Genomic DNA, 20921 nt, shown 5'->3' with positions numbered 1-20921 from the left:
GCATGGGCACAGCGTAGGGCGAGGGTTCTCATGTATCAACGTCATGCCAGTCATTCCTAGAATGCGCCGCATGCATGCGGAAAACCTCGACCTGAACCTGCTGGCGGTCTTCGACGCGATGTTTCGCGAGGCCAATGTCACCAAGGCCGCGCAAGGCCTCGGGCTGACGCAGAGCGCGATGAGCCACGCGCTCAACCGGCTGCGTGCTTTTTTCGACGACCCCTTGTTCGTCAAGGTCGGCAGCCGCATGGCACCCACGCGCAAGGCCGAGGGCATGCGCGCCGCGGTGGTCGAGGTGATGGCCACCGTGCGCCAGCAGATCCTGGCCGGCGCCCGCTTCGAGCCTGCGCTGGCGCAGCGCATCTTCACCCTGTGCCTGACCGACATGGGCGAGCTGGTGTTCCTGCCCCCGCTGCTCGAGCGCTTCAAGAAGGAGGCGCCCGGCTGCTCGCTGCGCACGCTGCAGGTGCCGCTCGAGCAGGTCGAAGGGCTGCTTGCGTCGGGCGAGGCCGACCTGGCGGTGGGGTCCATCCGTGCGGCGCCCGAAGGGCTGTTTCATCAGCGCCTGTTCCTGCACCCCATCGTGACCATCGCCAGCACGCGGAACAAGGACATCGGCGCCACCCTCACGCGCGAGCGCTTCGAAGCGATGCGGCACATCGTGGTCTCGCTCACCGGCCATCTGGCGGAGAGCTACGACAAGGTGCTGGAAGACCAGGGCATCCGCCGCACCGTGGCCGTGACGACGCCCCATTTCCTGATGGTTCCGCTGCTGATGGACCAGCATCCGGATCTGCTCGCGACCGTGCCGCGCGAGCTGGGGGAGGTCTTCGCCCGCATGGGCACGGTGCGCATCTTCGAGCCGCCGGTGCCCGTGCCCGAGTTTCAACTCAACCAGCACTGGCATCCGCGCTTTCATCACGACCCGGCCGTGGTTTGGCTGCGCGATGTGATGAAACATACCTTCGAGCACTACCCGCACATCACCACGCAGGCCGCACCCCCGGCCAGGAAGAGGGTGCGAACCCCGTCGCGTTGACGCTCGCGGCGGCATCGGCTTTTTCTCCACCGCGAACCTCATCCAAAACCAGTTTCCCCGCGTACAGGTGCCTGTGGCACGCTTCCCGGCGTGCCTTTGCCGAGGAGCACACCGTCATGCCGCAGGACATCGCATTCGCCATCCGCTGGGTCGAACGGGGCCTGGTGCCCGACGCCGTGGTGCGCCGGGGCATCCGCCGCCTGCTGCGCGAGCGGCTGACCGAGCTGCACGCCGGCAACGCGCTGGCAGCGGCCGAGCTGACGCAGGACTTCGTTGCCGGCATGGGCGCGGCGCACCTGGCGCCGCTGCCCGAGAAGGCCAACGAACAGCACTACGAGGTGCCGGCCGCCTTCTTCGGCGAGGTGCTGGGCCAGCACCGCAAGTACAGCAGCTGCTACTGGCCCGAGGGCACGCGCACGCTCGAAGAGGCCGAGGCCGCCGCACTGGCCGCGACCTGCGAGCGCGCCGGGCTGGCCAACGGGCAGGACGTGCTGGAGCTGGGCTGCGGCTGGGGCTCGCTCACGTTGTGGATGGCCGAGCGCTACCCGGGAAGCCGGATCACGGCGCTGTCGAATTCGCAGTCGCAGCGCGCCTACATCGAGGCGCAGGCGGCTCGGCGCGGGCTGGGCAACGTGCGGGTGCTCACGCAGGACATCAACCGCTTCGACACCGACCAGCGCTTCGACCGCGTGGTGTCGGTCGAGATGTTCGAGCACCTGCGCAACTGGCCGCAGGCCTTTGCCAACGTGGCGCGCTGGTTGCGACCGCAGGGGCGCTTCTTCATGCACGTGTTCGCGCACCGCGAGGCGCCGTACCCCTTCGAGGTGCGCGACGCGAGCGACTGGATGAGCCGCTACTTTTTCTCGGGCGGCATGATGCCCAGCGACGACCTCGCGCTGTACTGCCAGGACGACCTGCGCCTGCTGCGCCGCTGGCGCTGGGCCGGCAACCACTACCAGCGCACGGCCGAGGCCTGGCTGCGCAACATGGACGAGCGGCGCGAGGCGCTGCGTCCGCTGTTCCAGGCCACCTACGGCGCCGACGCCGGCCTGTGGTGGACGCGCTGGCGGCTGTTCTTCATGTCGGTGGCGGAGCTCTTCGGCTTCGAGCAGGGGCAGCGCTGGTGGGTGAGCCACTACCTGTTCGAGCCGCGTCGCGCATGAGCACGCTGCAGATCGCGCTTGCGGGGCTCGGCTGGACCGCTGTGCTGGCCCTGCTGACGTGGCTTGTCAGCCTGGCGCGGCGCGATGCGAGCCTGGTCGACCGCGTGTGGTCCATCTGCATCGCGGGCGCGGGCTTCGTGTACCTGGCGCTGCTGCCGTCGACCGGTGCGCGCGGGTGGTGGATGGCGGTGCTCGCGGGGGCGTGGGCATTGCGGCTGGGCGTGTTCATCACGTGGCGCAACTGGGGCCACGGCGAAGACCGCCGCTACCAGGCGATCCGCGAACGCAACGCGCCGCACTTCGGATGGAAGAGCCTGTACCTCGTGTTCGGGTTGCAGGCGGTGCTGGCGTGGGTCGTGTCGGCGCCGCTGTTCGTGGGCATGGCGGCGGTGCCCACGTCGCTGGGTTGGCTGGACATGGCGGGCATCGCGCTGGCGTTGTGCGGCATGGGCTTCGAGGCCGTGGCCGATGCGCAGATGGCGCGCTTTCGTGCCGACCCCGCCAACCGGGGGCAGGTGATGGACCGCGGGCTCTGGCGCCACAGCCGGCACCCGAACTACTTCGGCGAGGCCTGCGTCTGGTGGGGGCTGTGGCTGATCGCGATGGCCGGCGCGGGCTGGGGTGGGGCATGGAGCGCGGTGTCGCCGGTGCTCATGACCTGGCTGCTGCTGCGCGTGTCGGGCGTGCGGATGCTCGAGGCCGACATCGGCGAGCGGCGGCCCGCGTACCGCGACTACATCGCGCGCACGCCGGCCTTCGTGCCGGGGCCGCGGCGGCGGTCCGTCGACCAGAAGGCGTGAGCGGCGCCGCTCTTTCTTTTGCTTGTTTGCGCGCCCGCGCACTGTTACAAAGAGCGTCTCCATGCGCTCGCCCACCTTCTTTTCCGTTTCATTGCTCTGGCTCGTCGTGGCCGCAACGGCCGCGCAGGCGGAGGTGGTGCGCTGCACCGACGCCGACGGCCGCATCGTCTACACCGACGGCACCTGCCCGTCGGGCACCAGGCAGTCGCGGCAGCTGCGGATCGACGAGCCGCCGCCCGCACCGCCGCGTGCCCCCAGCGAGGAAGCCGAGCCTCGCCGGCCGGACTACGCGGCACCGTCCGCACCGCCATCGCAGCCCACGCCCTCGGGGCCGGCGATCATTCCGCGCTACCCGGTGGGCGAGGCGCCCGCGGTCGATCCGGCACCGACCTACATCTGGGGCGGCGATCCGTACTACGGCCCGCCGCGCCCCGGGTATCACCCCCGGCCGCCGCGTCCACCGCACGACCCCGGGCCGCCGCCCGGCCAGCGGCCTTGCAATCTCGCGGGCATCAAGCGCAGCAACTGCTGAGCGCGTTCGTCGCCTTTGCCTTTTTCTTCATGACCGTTGCTGCGCCCGAGCGCCTTCCCCCGTGGGTCGTCCATTGCGACGGCAGTGCCATGCCGAACCCCGGACGCATGGGCGTCGGCGTCGTCATCACCCAACCCGACGGCACCCGCCACACCTTCTCGCAGGCCACGCACACCACGGGCTGCAACAACGAAGCCGAGCTGCGGGCGCTGACGCTCGCACTGCGCGAACTGCAGGCGCGCGGCGCCACGGCCGTGCAGGCCTACAGCGACAACAGCACGCTGGTGGAGCAGTTGAGCGGCGGGGCCGACGTGCGGCCGATCGTGCGCATGGCGCCGCTGTTCGACGAGGCGCGCACGCTGCTGCAGGGCTTCGACGAAGCGCACGTGCAATGGATTCCGCGCCACCGCAACGCCGAGGCCGACGCGCTTGCGCGGGCCGCGCTGGGCTTCGGGCCGAAGCCGCCCGCCAAGGCCTGGAAGAAGCGGCGGTAGACGCTGCGAAGCGGGGAGGGCGGCAGGTTCTATCATTCGGGTCGATTCAGAAACCCGTTTCCCCATGACCGAAGAAGCCACCTCCAAGCCCGCATTGCCCGATCACCTCTCGACCGATCCGCGCAGCCCGCACCACATTCCCGCCATTTTCGAGCACCCCATCGGCATCCGCTTCAACGGCAAGGACCGCCTGGACGTCGAGGAATACTGCATCAGCGAAGGCTGGATCAAGGTGCCCGCCGGCCGCACGCTGGACCGCAAGGGCTATCCGCTGCTGATCAAGCTCAAGGGCGCTGTCGAGGTGTACTACCGCGATTGATGGCTGGCGGCGCATCGCCGCCGTTCCTGCTTCTCTTCTCTTTCTTTCAACGCCACTGCAGCAGCAGCGACCACGGCTGCCGGCTCATGTGGCGATCGACGCACGCCACGCCGTCCGTCGTGCAGCCTTCGGGCAGGTAGCTCGGGTCCAGCAGCCGCGTACCGGGCGCGAAGGCCAGGCGCCGCCACGTGACCGACTGCAGCACGTTGCCACCCACGGTGTCGAAGCCCGCATCGTCCACGTTCACCACCACATCGCAGTGCATCGGCAACGGCGCGCCGCCCGTGGGGCGTCCGGCCAGCACCTCTCCGATCTTGTCGAAACTGTCGAGCGCAGCACCGCTTGCGCCGCGCGCCTGGCAGACCAGGTCGCCCGGGCGCGGCGGCGTGCGCATCAGGTCGCAGGCGCGCAGGGCCTGTGGTGTCGCGCGGCCCGCGGCCTCGTCGAGGCCGGCCTGCCATGCGGCGCCCGCGTAGTCGACGTGGGCCTCGGAAAAGACGAACTCGTCGGCGCCGAGACCGGCCTCGCGTGCGACCCAGCTGATGAATGCGGCGGACCAGGGCGTGTCGATCACCGCGACACGTTGCAGGGCCACCTCGAGGGCGCGCTGGTCCGACGTGTCCAGTCCCTGGTCGGGGCCGACGCCCAGGCCCTGCAGGCGCGCGGTGCTCGCCTGGTTCAGCGCCTCGGTCAACAGCGTGCGGTCGGCCGCGCGCAGGGCGCCGAAGCGCACGAGGTACGGCAGCCGTTCGTTCGGCGGATCGACCGCGCGCCAGTAGCGCAGCACGCGTTGCCATGCGGGCAGCGCACCGGGCGCATGGCGCGTGTCTTCCGCTTCCGAATCGCCGGACGCGGTGAGCCGGCCTTCGGCATCCATCGTCTGGCCGCCGAAGGCCGAATGTTCCTGCCGGGCCAGCGCCGCCATCGCAAGGGCGCGCGGCGGTGGCGGGATGTGCGAGGCCGTGGCAAGGCAGCCGGCGGCGGCCGTTGCGAAGGCCGGCATTGCCGTCAACGCCAGGGCAGCGAACAGCATGCGCGCGGCGTGGCGGGGCGCTTGTCTGTGAGTGGAGGAGGGCGGTGGCGGCATGTGAGGCGAGCATAGCGGGGGCGTTCGCGCAGCAAGCCAAGCAGAATGCGGGCTGCGCACCCTGAAGCGCCGGGTCGTCCGGTGCAGGCGCCCCCACGGTGAAGCTCAAGAAGATCCTGCTCCGCACCCTCGGTGTCATCGCCGGCCTTGCCATCGTGGGCTATGCCGCATTCCAGTGGAGCCCGTGGCCCTCGGTGCTGATGATCCGCTACGCCTTCGGCAAGGGATCGGACGCCGCATCGCAGTCGCTGCAAAAGCATGTGCCGCCCGGCATCTCGGCGGTGCTGGACCAGCCCTACGACGAAGCCGACCCGGATGCCTACCTCGACGTGTTCCGTCCGGCCTCGGCGGGCACCCGGCCATTGCCCACCATCGTGTGGGTGCACGGCGGCGCCTGGGTCTCGGGCCACCGGCGCGACGTGGCCAACTACGCGCGCGTGCTGGCGGGGCAGGGCTTCACCGTGGTGGCGGTCGGCTATTCGATCGCGCCCGGGGAAGGCTATCCAGTCCCCGTGCGGCAGGTGAATACGGCGCTGGGGTATCTCGTGCGCGAGGCGGCGAGGTTGGGCGTGGACCCGGCGCGGCTCGTGCTGGCCGGTGACTCTGCGGGGGCGCACATCGTCGCGCAGGTCGCAAACGCGGGGGCCGTGCCGGGCTACGCGAAAGCCGTGGGCCTCACGCCCGTCATCGCACGCGAGCAGCTGCGCGGCATGTTGTTGCATTGCGGCGCGTACGACGCGGCGCAGGCCAAGCTCGACGGCGCGTTCGGCGGCTTCCTTCGGACCGTGTTCTGGTCGTACAGCGGCAGCAAGGATTTCCAGAATGCGCCGGCCTTCGAGACCGCGTCGGTGCGCCGTTATGTGACCGGGGCTTTTCCGCCGTCGTTCATCACCGCGGGCAACGGCGATCCGCTCGAAGGGCAGTCGCGGTCGATGGCGCAGACGCTGGCCGCGAAGGGCGTGCAGGTCGACAGCCTGTTCTTCCCCGCCGATCAGACGCCGGCGTTGCCGCACGAGTACCAGTTCAACCTCGACGATGCGTCGGGGCGGCTTGCCTTGGAGCGCTCGCTGCAGTTTCTTCGGCGCGTCACGGCGCCGTAGCTGCATCAGCCCTGGGGCTTGCTCGGCAGGTCGCCTTCGCGCAGCTTGCGGCCGACCCACATCAGGCCGGTGGCGTAGTCGGCGCTGCCGACCTGGACGCCGCCTACAGTGCGCAGTGCGCCGGTGCCGTCATCGGTGGCCGGGCCTTCGCCCGTGAGGTCGCCGGGGACCAGCAGGCGGCCGTCTTTCAGGAAGTCGGCAATGCGCAACTGGCGCATGCCGCGGCCCCAATGCCAGTGCTGCTTGAGGTCGAAGGATGTCGGCGATGGCGCAGGTTTGGATTTCTTCACGGGATGTCGGGGAGAGGCTTGCGAAAGGTCGCGTCGGCGCGATCAAACGTACAAGTGAACGCACCATGAAAAAAGCCTGCTACCTTGTGGGTAGCAGGCTTTCCAGCGTTGCCGCGATGTTGGTTGGTGGGCCCTGAGTGACTCGAACACTCGACCTACGGATTAAGAGTCCGCTGCTCTACCAACTGAGCTAAGAGCCCTTGCTTTGAAAACCGTTAGTGTTTTCTGGCAAGACCACGAGTATATACCAATCTTTTTGGGACTTCAAAAAATTTCTGCACATTTGTACGAGAGCGTTAGGATGCGCGACCTTCGGGGCCCGACCCCACCCCCTATCCGAGGAGTTTTCGATGAGCGATGCAAGCAACACGCCCCATGTACTGATCACCGGCGCCGCGGGCGCGCTGGGCCGGGCCGTGGCCCAGCACTTTCTTGACCAGGGCGCGCGGCTCGCGCTGGTCGATCACCACGCCGGTCGCCTGGCCGAAGTCTTCCCGGGCCTGGACAACTCGCAGCACCTGCTGCTCGCCGGCGACGTGACCTCGGCGCCCGACATGGCCGCGCTCACCGGCCAGGTGCTGCAGGCCTTCGGCCGCGTCGATGCGCTGGTGCACATTGCCGGCGGCTTCGAGATGGGCGAGGCGACGCACGCGCTCTCGCGCGCGAGCTGGGACCGGATGATGAACCTCAACGCCTGGTCGTTCGTCGCCGTGACGCAGGCCGTGCTGCCCTCGATGATCGAGCGCCGCGCGGGCCGCATCATCGCGGTGACGGCCAAGGTGGCGGCGCGCGGCCTGCCGGCGATGGCGGCGTACATCGCGTCGAAGAGCGCGCTGCAGCGGCTGGTGGAGTCGATGGCGGCCGAGGCCGCGCCGCACGGCGTGAACATCAACAGCGTGGCGCCCAGCGTGCTCGACACGCCGGCCAACCGCCAGGCGATGCCCGATGCGAACCCGGCCGAGTGGGTGTCCACCTCGGTCGCGGCGCAGACCATCGGCTTCCTGGCATCGCCGGGCGCCGCGGCGCTGCACGGCCAGCATCTGACGCTCGACGCCTGACATTTCCCGTCGGCAACGCACAGCTGCAAACGAAAAAGGCCTTGGCGATTGCCAAGGCCTTTTTGCTGGGTCGGTTGGTGGAGAGGATGAGGATCGAACTCACGACCTCCGCATTGCGAACGCGGCGCTCTCCCAGCTGAGCTACCCCCCCAACACAGCTCGGATTTTATCGAGCTGCGCCTTTCCATGCACGCTGTCGTGCCAAGATGCCGGCTGGAAAAACTAGGAGCAAGCACCGCATGGAAGCGCACGATCCCGCCTGGCTGGAAGGCATGTACAACAACCTGGCGCGGGTGAAGGACCACCCCGCGTACTTCGCGCGCTGGGGGCGCGATTCCGCCGCGGCGCGCGACACCCTGCCGTGCCGCATCGATGTGCCCTACGGCACCGGCCCGAGCGAAACGCTCGACGTCTTCCCGGCGCCCGTGCCCGATGCGCCGGTGCTGGTCTTCATCCACGGCGGCTACTGGCGCGCCATGGACAAGAAGGACCACTCGTTCATCAGCCCCGCCTTCCACGACCGCGGCATCTGCGTGGTGCAGCCCAACTACGCGCTGTGCCCGGGCCCGGTCGACCAGCCGGTGACGGTGCCCAGCATCCTGCTGCAGATGGTGCGGGCGCTCGAATGGACGTGGCGCCACGTGGCGGCGCATGGCGGCGACCCGTCGCGCATCACCGTCGCCGGGCATTCGGCCGGCGGCCACATGGCGGCGGCGTTGCTGGCCTGCGACTGGAAGGCGGTGGCGCCCGACCTGCCCGCGCAACTCGTGCGCAATGCGTTGTCGGTGTCGGGCTTGTTCGACCTGCGGCCGTTGCAGCGCACGCCGTTCCTCAAGCACACGCTGAAGCTCACCGATGCCGACGCGCGGCGTGCGAGCCCGGCGCTGTGGCCTGCGCCGGCGCGCGGCCAGCTCTATGCGGCGGTAGGGGGCAACGAGAGCGCCGAGTTCCTGCGCCACAACGCGATGATCCGCGAGGCCTGGGGTCGACACACCGTGCCGGTGTGCGAGGTGCTGCCGGGGCTGGACCACTTCGGCGTGGTCGATGCGCTGGCCGATCCGGCCCACGCGCTGCACCGCTACGCGGTGCAACTGCTCGAGGCCTGAAAGAAAAGAGACGGGCGGACAGGCCGCCCGTCGTACTCACATCAGCAGGTGTTCGCCGGCGTTGTCGCCGCCCAGCGTGACGTAGTTGACCTTGCGGATGTCCATCAGCGTGCGGCCGCCCGCGTAGCTGATCGAGCTCTGCACGTCCTGCTCCATCTCGACCAGCGTGTCGGCCAGCTTGCCCTTGATGGGCTCGAGGATGCGCTTGCCTTCGACGTGCTTGTACTCGCCCTTGTTGAAGTCGCTGGCCGAGCCGTAGTACTCCTTGAAGAGCGTGCCGTCGACGTCGACCGTCTTGCCTGGCGACTCTTCGTGGCCCGCGAACAGCGAGCCGATCATGACCATCGACGCGCCGAAGCGGATGCTCTTGGCGATGTCGCCGTGGTCGCGGATGCCGCCGTCGGCAATGATCGGCTTGGTGGCCACGCGCGCGCACCACTTGAGCGCCGACAGCTGCCAGCCGCCCGTGCCGAAACCGGTCTTGAGCTTGGTGATGCAGACCTTGCCTGGGCCGATGCCGACCTTGGTCGCGTCGGCGCCCCAGTTCTCCAGGTCGATCACGGCTTCGGGCGTGCCGACATTGCCGGCGATCACGAACGACCTGGGCAGCTTGGCCTTGAGGTAGCCGATCATGTTCTTCACGCTGTCGGCATGGCCGTGGGCGATGTCGATCGTGATGTATTCGGGCACGAGGCCCTGGGCGACCATCTGGTCGACCGTGTCGTAGTCGGGCTTCTTCACGCCCAGCGAGATCGAGGCGAACACGCCCTTGCCCTGCATGTCCTTCACGAACTGGATGTTGTCCAGGTCGAAGCGGTGCATCACGTAGAAGTAACCGTTCTGCGCGAGCCACAGGCAGATCGACTCGTCGACCACCGTTTTCATGTTGGCAGGCACCACCGGCAGGCGGAAGGTGCGCTCGCCCAGCGTGACGCTGGCGTCGCATTCCGAGCGGCTTTCCACGCGGCATTTGCGCGGCAGCAGAAGGATGTTGTCGTAATCGAAGATTTGCATGACCAGGCTCCAGAAAGGAATCGTTGAGTGGAACGAATGAGCGCTTGGTCCGGCCGGTTCTCGTGGTCGCGTCATGAAAATGACGGCCAAAAAAAACCGGACGCAAGAAACTTGGGCCCGGTGATTGATTTTACGGCCATGGCGGTGATGCGCAAGTTGCCGGGTCGTATTGACCCTATGGGTTGCTGCGTATACCCGACGACCGTGGTGCGGTTCTTCGTCAGAACCGGTAGCCGATGCCCACGCCGAACAGCCACGGGTCGACCTTCACGGTCGACAGCTGCACGCCGGCCATGTTCACGGCGCTGCGGATGCGCAGCTTTTTCACGTCGAGGTTGAGGTAGGTGTTCTTCGCCACCTCGATGTCGACGCCGGCGCCCAGCGCGAAGCCGAAGCTCTCGTTCTGCAGCTGCAGGCGGCCGACCGTCGGCACCTGCAGGTTGACGCTGCTCAGGCGCGTGTAGTTCAGGCCCGCGCCGATGTAGGGGCGGATCTTCGCGGTGGGCATGAAGTGGTATTGCAGCATCAGCGAGGGCGGCAGGTGCTTGAAGCTGCCGATGTCCACCGGCCCACCCAGCGCGCTCTGCTGCACGGTGACCGTCTGTTTCTGCGGCACCGTCAGCACCAGCTCGGCGGCGATGTTCGGCGTGAAGAAGTAGGTGACGTCCAGCTCGGGGATGGTCTTGCTGTTGACCGTGATGGCATCGGCCGGAATCGACAGGTCGGCCACCGGCGCCGAGTGGTTCGCCGGCTTCAGGTACACGGCGCGGGCGCGCACCAGCCAGTTGCCTTGGGCTTCCTGTGCCGCAGCCGGCAGGGCCACCATGGCGCCGAGCAGGGCGGCGAGGCAGGCGGGGGCGAATTTCTTGGGCATGGGTTCTCCAGTGACGGCCGGCGCGCAGGGCCGGCAACTGGAAGGCAGTCTCCCGCCGGGCGGGACCACGTCGCTTGATCTGCCGCAAGAGCGGCAGGCCTGCGCAGGCCTGCGGACCCTGCCTTGATCCAGGTCATGCCCGCAGGGGCAACCGGGCCCGGCGGCGCCTGCGGCGGGGCAGCTTTCTACAATGGGCCCCATGCTCCCTCACGACCTGTTTTCCGGCGCGTCCGCAGCCGATACGGGCGGCCCTGCCTCGCCGTTGCTGAACAACCTCAACGCCGAGCAGCTTGCTGCCGTCACGCTGCCCGCGGGCAATGCCCTCATCCTTGCCGGTGCCGGCTCCGGCAAGACGCGGGTGCTCACCACCCGCATCGCGTGGCTGCTGCAGACGGGGCAGGTGTCCGCCGGCGGCATCCTGGCCGTCACCTTCACCAACAAGGCCGCCAAGGAAATGATGACGCGGCTGACCTCGATGCTGCCGGTGAACGTGCGCGGCATGTGGATCGGCACCTTCCACGGCTTGTGCAACCGCCTGCTGCGCGCGCACTGGAAGCTGGCCAACCTGCCTTCGACCTTCCAGATCCTCGACACGCAAGACCAGCTCTCGGCCATCAAGCGCCTGATGAAGCAGTTCAACGTCGACGACGAGCGCTTTCCGGCCAAGCAGACGCAGTGGTTCATCGCCGGCGCCAAGGAAGACGGCCTGCGCCCCGGCGACATGGAAGCGCGCAGCGACGACGACCGCAAGAAGGTCGAGCTGTACCAGCTGTACGAAGAGCAGTGCCAGCGCGAAGGCGTGGTCGACTTCGGCGAGCTGATGCTGCGCAGCTACGAACTGCTGCGCGACAACGACCCGGTGCGCGAGCACTACCAGCGGCGCTTCCGCCACATCATGGTCGACGAGTTCCAGGACACCAACCGCCTGCAGTACGCGTGGCTGAAGATGCTCTCGGGCCACACGGCGGCCGGCGGCCACTTCACGCCGGGCGAGCACAACAGCGTGATCGCCGTGGGCGACGACGACCAGAGCATCTACGCCTTCCGCGGCGCGCGCGTGGGCAACATGACCGACTTCGTGCGCGAGTTCGACGTGCGCCACCAGATCATCCTGGAGCAGAACTACCGCAGCTACAGCAACATCCTCGACTCGGCCAACGAGCTCATCAGCCACAACAAGAAGCGCCTGGGCAAGAACCTGCGCACCGAGCAGGGGCCGGGCGAACCGGTGCGCGTGTACGAGTCGCCCACCGACCTCGCCGAGGCGCAGTGGATGGTCGAGGAAATGCGCCAGCTGGCGCGCGACGGCTTCGACCGCAAGGAAATGGCCGTGCTCTACCGCAGCAATGCACAGAGCCGGGTGATTGAAACGGCGTTGTTCAACGCCTCGGTGCCGTACCGCGTGTACGGCGGCCTGCGCTTCTTCGAGCGCGCTGAAATCAAGCACGCGCTGGCCTACCTGCGCCTGCTCGAGAACAAGGACGACGACACCAGCTTCCTGCGCGTCGTCAACTTCCCGCCGCGCGGCATCGGTGCGCGCACGCTCGAAAGCCTGCAGGACGCGGCGCGCGCCGCCGGGCGTTCGCTGCACGACGCGGTGAGCGCGGTCGGCGGCAAGGCCGGCTCGAACCTCACGGCCTTCGTCGCCAAGATCGACGTGCTGCGCGAGCAGACCCAGGGCGTGAGCCTGCGCGAGATCATCGAGCTGGTGCTCGACCACAGCGGCCTCGTCGAACACTACAAGGCCGACCGCGAAGGCGCCGACCGCCTCGAGAACTTGGACGAACTCGTGAACGCGGCCGAAAGCTTCGTCACGCAGGAAGGCTTCGGCCGCGATGCCGTGGCGCTGCCGGTCGACGAGCTGCGCCAGTCGCCTGCGAGCCAGGGGCTCGACCCCAGCCGGCCGGTGCTCGACGAGCCGCTGGCACCCGATGCCGAAACCGGCGAAACGCTGAGCCCACTCGCGGCCTTCCTGACGCACGCGGCGCTCGAGTCGGGCGACAACCAGGCGCAGGCCGGCCAGGACGCGGTGCAGCTCATGACCGTGCACGCCGCCAAGGGCCTGGAGTTCGACTGCGTGTTCATCACCGGCATGGAAGAGGGCCTGTTCCCGCACGAGAACTCGATGAGCGATTTCGAGAGCCTCGAGGAAGAGCGCCGCCTGATGTACGTGGCGATCACGCGGGCACGCAAGCGCCTGTACCTGAGCCATTCGCAGACGCGCATGCTGCACGGCCAGACCCGCTACAACGTCAAGAGCCGCTTCTTCGACGAGCTGCCGGAAGGCGCGCTCAAGTGGCTCACGCCGAAGAACCAGGGCTTCGCGCCCTCGGCCTTCGGCTATGGCGGCGGCTACGGCAGCACGCGCGGCGGTGCCGGTGGCTACGGCGGTGGCGGTGGAAGCGGCGGTAACCGCTACGGTGGTGGCGGCAGCAGCGCCGGCAAGGACACCTTCGCCAGCCCGCCCGTGCCGCCGCAGAAGACCGCGCCGTCGCACGGCCTGCGCTCAGGCATGCAGGTGTTCCACAACAAGTTCGGCGAGGGCACGGTGACCGCGCTCGAAGGCACCGGCGACGATGCGCGGGCGCAGGTGAAGTTCGCGCGCCACGGCGTGAAGTGGCTGGCGCTGTCGGTGGCGAAGCTCACGCCTGTTTGAATTTGCTACAAAATTTGTAGCTGACTGCAAAGACGGGCCGGGCGTTAGAACGTCTTTTCTCCTGTAGCAGTCGTACACTCCGGGCTCGCCAAAACAAGGGGAGTCAGGGATGTGGTTCGTAGGCATGATGGCCGGCCTGTTCATTGGGGCGATGCTCGAATCGCTGCCCATGGCGTTGCTTCTCGCGCTTGTCGGCGCGCTCGTGTTCCAGAAGCTGCTCGGCAAGAAGAAAAAGGACGAGCCGCAGCGCACCGAGGCTGAAGGCGCGTTGTCGGATAGCCGCGTTGCCGGTACGCCGTCAGCAGACGGCATGCTGAAGCTGCAGCAGCGGGTGACCGAACTCGAGGCGCGTGTCGGCCAGCTCGAACGCCGGCTTGCGCAGGGCGCGGGCGAGGTGACCGTTGCCCCGGCAGCAACGTCGGTCGGCGATCTCGCCACCTCCATGGCCAGCACGCCGTCGGCCGAGTCGCCTTCATTGCCGCTGGGTCAACCGGCGACCGCACGCGCCGCCGAGATGGCGCGGCCCCGCATCTCGACCCTGCAGGTTCCGCGGCCGGCCGTCGTTGCCAAGGAGCCCGCTGCACAAGCGCCGGCCGCACCCGCCATTCCCACTGGCGACAAACCCGCCGCGCCACGTCCGCCGGAGACCGTCGCGGCCCCTGCACCGGTCACCGTGCCGCCGCTGGTCCGCCGTCCACCCCCGCCGCCTCCGCCGCCACCGGTCCCGCTGCGCGACCGCCTCCCCGCACCGATCGCCAACCTGATCTTCGGCGGCAACATGCTGGTGAAGCTCGGCGTGCTGATCCTGTTCCTCGGCCTGGCTTTCCTGCTGCGCTACACGGCCGAACGCGTCACGGTGCCGATCGAGCTGCGCTACGCCGCGGTCGCCCTGGTGGGCGCGGGCCTGCTGGTGCTGGGCTGGCTGCTGCGTCACAAGCGCGCGGGCTACGCGCTGATCCTGCAGGGCGCGGGCATCGGCGTCTTCTATCTCACGATGCTCGCGGCCATGAAGCTCAGCGGCCTGCTGCCGGCCAGCGTGGGCTTTGCTTTCCTCTTCGGCGTGGCGGTGCTCAGCGCCGCGCTGGCCGTGCTGCAGAACGCGCCGCTGCTGGCCATCGTCGCCGCGCTCGAAGGCTTCGCGGCGCCGGTGCTGGCATCGACCGGCTCGAACCAGCCGGTGGGCCTCTTCACCTACCTGCTGGTGCTCGACGTGGGCATCGTGCTGATCGCGTGGTTCAAGGCCTGGCGCGTGCTGAACCTGATCGGCTTCGTCGGCACCTTCACGCTGGCGGCCGGCTGGGCGCACAAGTACTACACCGACGACCAGTACGGCACCGTGCAGCCGTTCCTCGTCGTGTTCTTCCTGCTGTTCACCGCCATCGGGTTGTTCTTTGCGCGCCGCACGCTGTTCGACGCGCCGGTGCAGCCCGCGCAGCCGCTGGCCACGCGCGCGCTGGACACGCTGCGCCGCGCGGGTCGTGTCGACAGCTCGCTCGTCTTCGGCACGCCGATGGTCGCGTTCGGCATGCAGTACCTGCTGATGCGTCCGTGGGACTACGGCGCCGCGTTCTCTGCCATGGCACTCGCGGCCTTCTATCTCGTGATGGCCCGGCTGGTGTTCGCGACGCAGCCCAAGGGGCTCGCGCTGCTGGCGGAGGCCTACGCCATCGTCGGCGTGATCTTCGGCACGCTCGCCATTCCGCTCGGCCTCGAAGGGCAGTGGACCGGCGCGGCATGGGCGGTCGAGGCGGCCGGCATGTACTGGCTGGGTGCGCGGCAGGGGCGTGTCTATGCGCGCGCCTTCTCGTTCCTCGTGTTCGCGGGCGCCGTGTGGAAGCTGCTCGAAGCCACGCAGCCGGATGGGGCGGTGGGGCACCCGCTGCTGCAGGGCTCGGTGATCGGCCCGCTGCTGGTGGCGGTGAGTGCTTTCGCGATGTGGGCCATGCAGCGCCGCGCCAAGCTCGACGAGGGCGACAGCATCGAGGCCATCGTCGGCAGCGCCTTGCCGTGGCTCGGCATGGCTGCGCTCACGCTGCTGCTGTGGCAGTGGTTCACGCCGCCGTGGGCTGCGGCTGCGACGGCCGTGCTTGCGTCGGCCACGTTCGCCGTCGCCGTGCGCTTCGCGTTGCTGCCACTCACCCATGTGAGCTTCGGCATGCAGGCGCTGGCGGTGGCGGGCTTCATTGCCACGCTGCATCGCGCAGGCGACGGGCTCGATGCGAAGCAGGCGCTCGAAAGCGGCTGGCAAGGCGCCGCGGCTGCGTGCCTCATTGCGCTCAGCGTGCTCGGCAGCGCCGCCTGGTCGATGCGGCAGGCGCACCGCGCGGCACTGGCGCGTGGCGTGCAGCCCGTGTGGTCGCTCGGCAATGTGGTGGGCGTGATCGCGGGCGTGGGCCTGCTGCACCTGGCGATGCTGTTCCAGATCAGCCTCACCCAGGCCGCGCTGCTGTGGCCGCTGACCGCCACCGTCGTGCTGTGGGTCGCGCTGCGCATGGCGCACCTGCCGCTCGCGGCGTTCGCCGGCGTGCTGCATGCGGTCTCGGCGGTGCTCTTCATCGTGCTGGCGGAGGCGAGTGGCGACATGCGCACGCTGCGTCCCGCCTTCGGGCATCTGGGCTTCTGGACGCCGGTGGTGCTGGGCCTCACGGCGCTGCTGGCCGGCGACTGGCTGCGCGATGAAGCACGGCCGCGCGAAACCGGGGTCGTCGGCGCGGCGCGCAAGCGCTGGGTCAACGCGTGGTGCGCATGGCCTGCGGTGCTGTGGACGCCGGTGGTCTGGGGCCTGGGCTGGTGGCTGGTCGGCATGCTGGACGAAAGCGTCCGGGTGCTGAACCTCCGCGCGCTGGCGAGCCATGTGCCCGCAGTTGCAACGGCGGTGGTGCTCGTGACCTCCGTGCTGTCTGCGCTCGTGGCACACCGGCGCAACTGGTCGCAGCTCGGCCAGGCGACGATCGCCACGCTGCCCGGCTTCGGCCTGATCGCCGCCTACGGCATCGCAGGCGGGCCGACGCTGTTCTACGTGCCGTCGAGCGCACTCGGCTGGATCGCCTGGCCGCTGGCGCTCGTGTGGCACCTGCGCCTGCTGCGAGCGCAGAAGCGCTGGCTCGACGCGTCGGCGCTGACGCCGTTCCACGTCGCGGGCTTCTGGCTCTTCCTGCTGCTGGCGGCGCGCGAATGCCAGTGGCAGCTCGGCCGCATCGGCGCCGAGTGGTCGAGCTGGCAACTGCTGGGCTGGGCCCTCGTGCCGGCGCTCGTGCTGTGGGCGCTGCGCTCGCGCGTGCTGCTGCAGCGCTGGCCGCTCAGCGAATACCGCAGCGCCTACCTGGAGTTCGCTGCGACGCCGGTGGCGGTGTACCTGCTCGCATGGGTGTGGGTGACCAACGCCGTGAGCCCCGGCGATGCGGCGCCGCTGCCGTATGTGCCGCTGCTGAACCCGCTCGAACTCGCGCAATGGCTCGTACTGTTCGCGCTGGTGCTCTGGTGGCGCGCGCTGCCGCAGGGCTCGTTCGCGCGCGTGCAGCCGATGGTCGCGAAGGGCGCAGTCGGCCTCACCGGCCTCGCGCTGCTGACCGGCATGGTGCTGCGCACCTGCCATCACTACGCGGGCGTGGAATGGCGCTTTGACGCGCTCTACGCTTCGTGGCTCACGCAAGCGGCGCTGTCGATCACCTGGGCGATCTGCGGTGTGGTCGCGATGGTGCTCGGCCATGGGCGCCGGGTGCGCACGTTGTGGATCGCGGGCGCTGCGCTGCTTGGCGTCGTGGTGCTGAAGCTGTTCTTCGTCGAGCTGGCGGACCGCGGCGGGTTGTTCCGCATCGTGTCGTTCATTGCCGTGGGCGCGCTGCTGCTGCTGGTGGGGTACTTCGCGCCGGTGCCGCCGAAGAAGGAAGAGGCGGAGCCAACCGAAGAAGAAGCGGCGCCGACCGAAGGAGGTGCGGCATGAGCGGTCGTTCGATCCATGTTGTCCTTGTCGCGCTGATGGCCGCGGCAGGCGCTGCACAGGCGCAGCCGGTCACTTCCGCGCCCATCGCGCTGCAGGGCGCGGGGCCGTATCACCGCCTCACGCTGCCACTCGCCATCTACGGCCGTGCCGCCCATGGCGACCTCAGCGACCTGCGGGTGCAGAACGCCGCGAAGCACGCGGTGCCCTACGCCTGGCTGCGCAACGAGGCGGCAGCGCCGCGCACGGCGTCGCAAGCGGTGCCGATCTTCGCGTTGCCCGGCAACACGGCAGCGGGCGACACCGCACTGGCTTTCACCGTGCGTCCCGACGGCTCGCTGGCGCTGGACCGCAAGGCCGCCGCCAAGCCGAACGACGCGGCGCAGTGGCTCATCGACGTGAGCCAGGTCAAGGGCAGTCTGCTGCAGGCGCGTTTCGAGGTCGCGCCCGATGCGCGTGGCCTGTTCGCCTTCCGGCTGGAAGCCAGCGACGACCTGCGGCAATGGCGCCCGGTCGGCGGCGATGAGCAGCTGGTGCGCCTGGCCCATGGCGGCCAGACCATCGAGCGCATGGCGGTCGAGCTGGGCAACCTGCGCACGCGTTTCCTGCGCCTGCGCTGGAGCGATCCGCAGCAGGGCGCGCCGCTGGCCAAGGTGGAGATCGACAGCGTGCAGGAGGTCGAGCCGGTGGCGCCGATCGAATGGTCCGGTGCGCTCAAGCCGGAGCGCTGCGCGGAGGATTACTGCGACTACCTGCTGCCGCGCGGCCTGCCGGTGCAGAGCCTGCGCGTCGACCTGGCCGACATCAACACGCTGGCGCAGATCGGCGTGTCGGGCCTGGTCGATGCGGTGCCGGCTTCGGCGGCGTCGACGCAGTTCGTGCCGCGCAATCCGCTCTACGCGTTGCGCCATTCGCAGCGCCGAACGACCGCGCTGCCCACGGGCCCGGGCGAGGTGCCGCTGCTCGACACGGTGGTGTACCGCCTCGCGCAAGCCGGCGGCGAGGCCCGCTCGCCGGTGCTGGCGCTCGACGGCGCCGTGTATTCGCGCCTGCGCCTGCGCACCTCCGGTCCGGTGAGCGTGCTCGGCGCCACGCCACCGACGATTGCCGTGGGGGCCACGCCGCGCACGCTGGTGTTTCTCGCGCAGGGCGGCGCGCCGTTCTCGCTCGCATGGCGTGCGGCACCCGAGACGGGCGCGGTCCGGGGGGCCGTGCCGGGTGCGCCGCTCGCGCTGTCCACGCTGATCCCGGGTTACGCGGCGGACAAGCCCGTCGTGGCGGACGGCGCTTCGGTCACGCTGCCGGTGGCGGCGGTCGAGGCCGCTGTCGCAGCCGCCGCGCTCGCACCCGTTCCCAAGACGGCACTGCACGATCCGTCGCGCAAGTGGTGGCTCTGGGGGGCGCTGGGCGTGGGCCTGCTGTTGCTCGCAGGCATGGCGTGGTCGCTGTTCGCGAGCCTGCGCAAGGACAGGGCTGGAACCGACTGACCGGACTCAGTTCGCGTCGAAGCTGTCGCGGAAGGTGAACCAGGTCGAGGCCAGCGACATGGCCGCCAGCACCAGCGCGGTGCCGATCATCAGGATGTTGCCGATCGCCAGCGCCGCGCCGTCGGAGCCCATGGCGCCGACGCCGATCAGCACGGTGGCGAGCAGGCCGATGGCGATGCCCGCGAGCATGAACACGCCGAACCACGCCAGGCCGAACAGCGCGTAGGCGCCGAAGTTGCGGAACAGCGCGACGATGCTGAAGAAGATGCTCTTCACCGGCTCCACGCGGTGCCAGTGCACCAGCGCCGGCGCATGCCACATGGCCAGCGACAGCGGCAGGTTCAGGCACATCAGCAGCGTGCGTGCGGTGAGGAACTCGCTGCTCTTCATGACCTCGGGCGTCACCGCTTCGTCGAGCAGGTAGGCGCGCATGAGCTGGCCGCCGTCGACCAGCGCCGTCAGCGTGACGGCCAGCACGAAGTACACGGCCGAGATCACGCCCAGCGTGACCAGGGCGCGCCATTCGGTGCGCATGGCGTCGAACACCGCGATGAACATGGCCGAGCCCGTGGGGCGGCCCTGGTCGCCCGCGTTGCCCAGGCCGTCGGCGTTGTCGGTCGCGGCCACCGAGGTCGCGACCATGAGGCCCAGCGTCATGAAGGGCAGCAGGATCGGCGCGAGCACGCTGCCGAGCAGCGGCAGCATCGACACCGTCGAGATCATCGCCATCAGCAGGAAGAACAGCGAGATGAAGGCCAGCGGCTGGCGCCAGAAGGTCTTGAGTCCGAGGCGGACCCAGTCGAAGCCGGTGCGCGCCGGCACGAGGTGGAGTTTCATGTGTACGGTCAGACGGCCAGCGCCGGCTCCAAGACGTGGGCGATGGCGTGCGGGTGGGTGGCGCGCTCGCGCAGCACGCGCTCGAAGTGCGTCGGGTCGTGGGGCTTGAGCATGCTGGCCTCGCGTGGCAGGTGGAAGTCCCACAGGCGCGAGATCCAGAAGCGCAGCGCGGCGGCGCGCAGCATCGCGGGCAGCAGGGCGCGCTCGGAGGCGTTCAGCGCGCGCACGCCTTCGTAGGCGGCGAGCAGGGCGTCGGCGCGGGCGGCGTCGTGCCGGCCGCTGGCCAGGTCGATGGCCCAGTCGTTCAGGCACACGGCCAGGTCGAACAGCCAGGTGTCGGTGCCGGCGAAGTAGAAGTCGAACACGCCGGTGAGGCGCGGCGGCGCATCGGGCCCGCCGTCGGTCGCGAACATCACGTTGTCGCGGAACATGTCGGCATGCACCGGGCCGCGCGGCAGCGCCGCGTAGGCCGACGATTCGGCGACGTGGTTCTGGTAGGCCAGCTCGGCGCGCAGCAGCGCCGACTGCGCCTCGTCCATGTGGGGCAGCACCACCGGGGCGGTCTCGTTCCACCAGGGCAGGCCGCGCAGGTTGGGCTGGATGCGCGGGTAGTCGCGCCCGGCCAGGTGCATGCGGGCCAGCATGGCGCCCAGTTCGGCGCAGTGGGCGGCCGTGGGGGTCAGCTCGCTGCGGCCCGAGAGCTTCTGCACCAGCGCCGCGGGCTTGCCGGCCACGCGGTGCAGCAGCTCGCAGGGTGCCTGCGCGGGAATCGACAGCGCATGGCCGGTCGGCGGCGCCACGGCCGGGTCGGCCACGGGCGCGGGCACCGGCAGACCGGCACCGGCCAGGTGCTTCATCAGGCAAAGGTAGTACGGCAGCTGCTCGGCGCTCAGGCGCTCGAACAGCGTCAGCACGAACTCGCCCGACTCGGTGGTCGCGAAGTAGTTGGTGTTCTCGATGCCGCCCTCGATGCCGCGCAGCTCGCGCAGGGCGCCCATGCCAAGGCGCTGGACGAGCGCGTCTGCCTCGCCGAACTGGACTTCGGTAAAAACTGCCATGGCGATGCTCAGCGCCGGACGGCGGCTGCGGGAGAAAAGAGGGAGGGCGGGAAGGAGAACGACGACG

Annotated in this window: 18 protein-coding genes and 2 tRNA genes; 12 read left to right on the top strand and 8 right to left on the bottom strand. The window is 69.3% G+C overall.

What is annotated here, in order from left to right; translation table 11 throughout:
- Positions 1–70 precede the first annotated feature (70 nt).
- The 6 genes from AC07Q9_RS02810 to AC07Q9_RS02785 all read left to right on the top strand — a co-directional run bounded on the left by AC07Q9_RS02810 (position 71) and on the right by AC07Q9_RS02785 (position 4347).
- Positions 71–1039 carry a LysR family transcriptional regulator gene (locus AC07Q9_RS02810; protein WP_495307228.1) on the top strand — a complete coding sequence of 323 codons (969 nt, stop codon included), beginning with the start codon at positions 71–73 and terminating at the stop codon, positions 1037–1039.
- Between the two features lie 116 nt (positions 1040–1155).
- On the top strand, positions 1156–2202 hold the full coding sequence (locus tag AC07Q9_RS02805; RefSeq protein ID WP_492677746.1) for an SAM-dependent methyltransferase: 1047 nt from the start codon (positions 1156–1158) through the stop codon (positions 2200–2202).
- Complete coding sequence (locus tag AC07Q9_RS02800; protein ID WP_495307225.1) at positions 2199–3002, top strand: DUF1295 domain-containing protein; 804 nt, start codon at positions 2199–2201, stop codon at positions 3000–3002. The genes AC07Q9_RS02805 and AC07Q9_RS02800 overlap by 4 nt, the downstream gene beginning before the upstream one ends.
- 61 nt (positions 3003–3063) lie before the next feature.
- Positions 3064–3534 carry a DUF4124 domain-containing protein gene (locus AC07Q9_RS02795; RefSeq protein WP_495307224.1) on the top strand — a complete coding sequence of 157 codons (471 nt, stop codon included), beginning with the start codon at positions 3064–3066 and terminating at the stop codon, positions 3532–3534.
- Between the two features lie 29 nt (positions 3535–3563).
- Positions 3564–4028: a ribonuclease HI family protein gene (locus tag AC07Q9_RS02790; protein WP_495307222.1), complete on the top strand. Its 465-nt coding sequence runs from the start codon at positions 3564–3566 to the stop codon at positions 4026–4028.
- 64 nt (positions 4029–4092) lie between these two features.
- Positions 4093–4347 carry a DUF3297 family protein gene (locus tag AC07Q9_RS02785; RefSeq protein ID WP_099795789.1) on the top strand — a complete coding sequence of 85 codons (255 nt, stop codon included), beginning with the start codon at positions 4093–4095 and terminating at the stop codon, positions 4345–4347.
- 46 nt (positions 4348–4393) lie between these two features.
- Here the strand turns inward: AC07Q9_RS02785 and AC07Q9_RS02780 are convergent, their stop codons facing one another.
- A complete protein-coding gene (locus AC07Q9_RS02780) occupies positions 4394–5380 on the bottom strand; it encodes a DUF2272 domain-containing protein (protein WP_495307220.1) in 987 nt (328 codons plus the stop codon).
- A 152-nt stretch (positions 5381–5532) separates the two neighbouring features.
- On the opposite strand from AC07Q9_RS02780, the gene AC07Q9_RS02775 reads away from it, so the two are divergent.
- On the top strand, positions 5533–6534 hold the full coding sequence (locus tag AC07Q9_RS02775; RefSeq protein ID WP_495307219.1) for an alpha/beta hydrolase: 1002 nt from the start codon (positions 5533–5535) through the stop codon (positions 6532–6534).
- 5 nt (positions 6535–6539) lie between these two features.
- Here AC07Q9_RS02775 and AC07Q9_RS02770 read toward each other — a convergent pair whose 3' ends face one another.
- Positions 6540–6824, bottom strand: coding sequence for a hypothetical protein (locus tag AC07Q9_RS02770; RefSeq protein ID WP_495307217.1), 285 nt, complete (start codon positions 6822–6824; stop codon positions 6540–6542).
- Positions 6825–6948: 124 nt separating this feature from the next.
- Positions 6949–7024 (bottom strand) — tRNA-Lys (locus AC07Q9_RS02765).
- A 150-nt stretch (positions 7025–7174) separates the two neighbouring features.
- Here AC07Q9_RS02765 and AC07Q9_RS02760 point away from each other — a divergent pair.
- Positions 7175–7882 carry an SDR family NAD(P)-dependent oxidoreductase gene (locus tag AC07Q9_RS02760; RefSeq protein WP_495307215.1) on the top strand — a complete coding sequence of 236 codons (708 nt, stop codon included), beginning with the start codon at positions 7175–7177 and terminating at the stop codon, positions 7880–7882.
- Positions 7883–7957: 75 nt separating this feature from the next.
- On the opposite strand, the gene AC07Q9_RS02755 is transcribed toward AC07Q9_RS02760, so the two are convergent.
- Positions 7958–8033 (bottom strand) — tRNA-Ala (locus AC07Q9_RS02755).
- A gap of 88 nt (positions 8034–8121) precedes the next feature.
- Between AC07Q9_RS02755 and AC07Q9_RS02750 the strand changes: the two genes are divergently transcribed.
- The gene (locus AC07Q9_RS02750; protein ID WP_495307214.1) at positions 8122–8988 is read left to right on the top strand and encodes an alpha/beta hydrolase; all 867 of its coding nucleotides are present in this window, start codon (positions 8122–8124) and stop codon (positions 8986–8988) included.
- A 36-nt stretch (positions 8989–9024) separates the two neighbouring features.
- On the opposite strand, the gene AC07Q9_RS02745 is transcribed toward AC07Q9_RS02750, so the two are convergent.
- Together AC07Q9_RS02745 and AC07Q9_RS02740 are read right to left on the bottom strand one after the other, a co-directional pair.
- Complete coding sequence (locus AC07Q9_RS02745; protein WP_495307213.1) at positions 9025–10002, bottom strand: GMP reductase; 978 nt, start codon at positions 10000–10002, stop codon at positions 9025–9027.
- Between the two features lie 220 nt (positions 10003–10222).
- Positions 10223–10876: an OmpW/AlkL family protein gene (locus tag AC07Q9_RS02740; protein ID WP_495307211.1), complete on the bottom strand. Its 654-nt coding sequence runs from the start codon at positions 10874–10876 to the stop codon at positions 10223–10225.
- A 199-nt stretch (positions 10877–11075) separates the two neighbouring features.
- Between AC07Q9_RS02740 and AC07Q9_RS02735 the strand changes: the two genes are divergently transcribed.
- From AC07Q9_RS02735 to AC07Q9_RS02725, 3 genes are all read left to right on the top strand, one after another.
- Complete coding sequence (locus AC07Q9_RS02735) at positions 11076–13532, top strand: UvrD-helicase domain-containing protein (protein WP_495307210.1); 2457 nt, start codon at positions 11076–11078, stop codon at positions 13530–13532.
- A gap of 109 nt (positions 13533–13641) precedes the next feature.
- A complete protein-coding gene (locus tag AC07Q9_RS02730) occupies positions 13642–17475 on the top strand; it encodes a DUF2339 domain-containing protein (protein WP_495307208.1) in 3834 nt (1277 codons plus the stop codon).
- The gene (locus AC07Q9_RS02725) at positions 17472–18959 is read left to right on the top strand and encodes a DUF3999 domain-containing protein (RefSeq protein ID WP_495307206.1); all 1488 of its coding nucleotides are present in this window, start codon (positions 17472–17474) and stop codon (positions 18957–18959) included. Before AC07Q9_RS02730 ends, AC07Q9_RS02725 begins: the two co-directional genes overlap by 4 nt.
- A 6-nt stretch (positions 18960–18965) precedes the next feature.
- Here AC07Q9_RS02725 and AC07Q9_RS02720 read toward each other — a convergent pair whose 3' ends face one another.
- Both AC07Q9_RS02720 and AC07Q9_RS02715 read right to left on the bottom strand, forming a co-directional pair.
- Positions 18966–19796: a BPSS1780 family membrane protein gene (locus tag AC07Q9_RS02720; RefSeq protein ID WP_489062356.1), complete on the bottom strand. Its 831-nt coding sequence runs from the start codon at positions 19794–19796 to the stop codon at positions 18966–18968.
- An 8-nt stretch (positions 19797–19804) separates the two neighbouring features.
- Positions 19805–20854 (bottom strand): homoserine kinase, encoded by a 1050-nt coding sequence (locus AC07Q9_RS02715; RefSeq protein ID WP_495307204.1) that lies wholly within the window; start codon positions 20852–20854, stop codon positions 19805–19807.
- Positions 20855–20921: the final 67 nt, after the last annotated feature.

The organism is Variovorax sp. GW821-FHT09A10 (assembly GCF_059418385.1).
The sequence above is the reverse complement of the archived record's forward strand: the minus strand, read 5'-3'. Positions and strand labels throughout refer to the sequence as shown.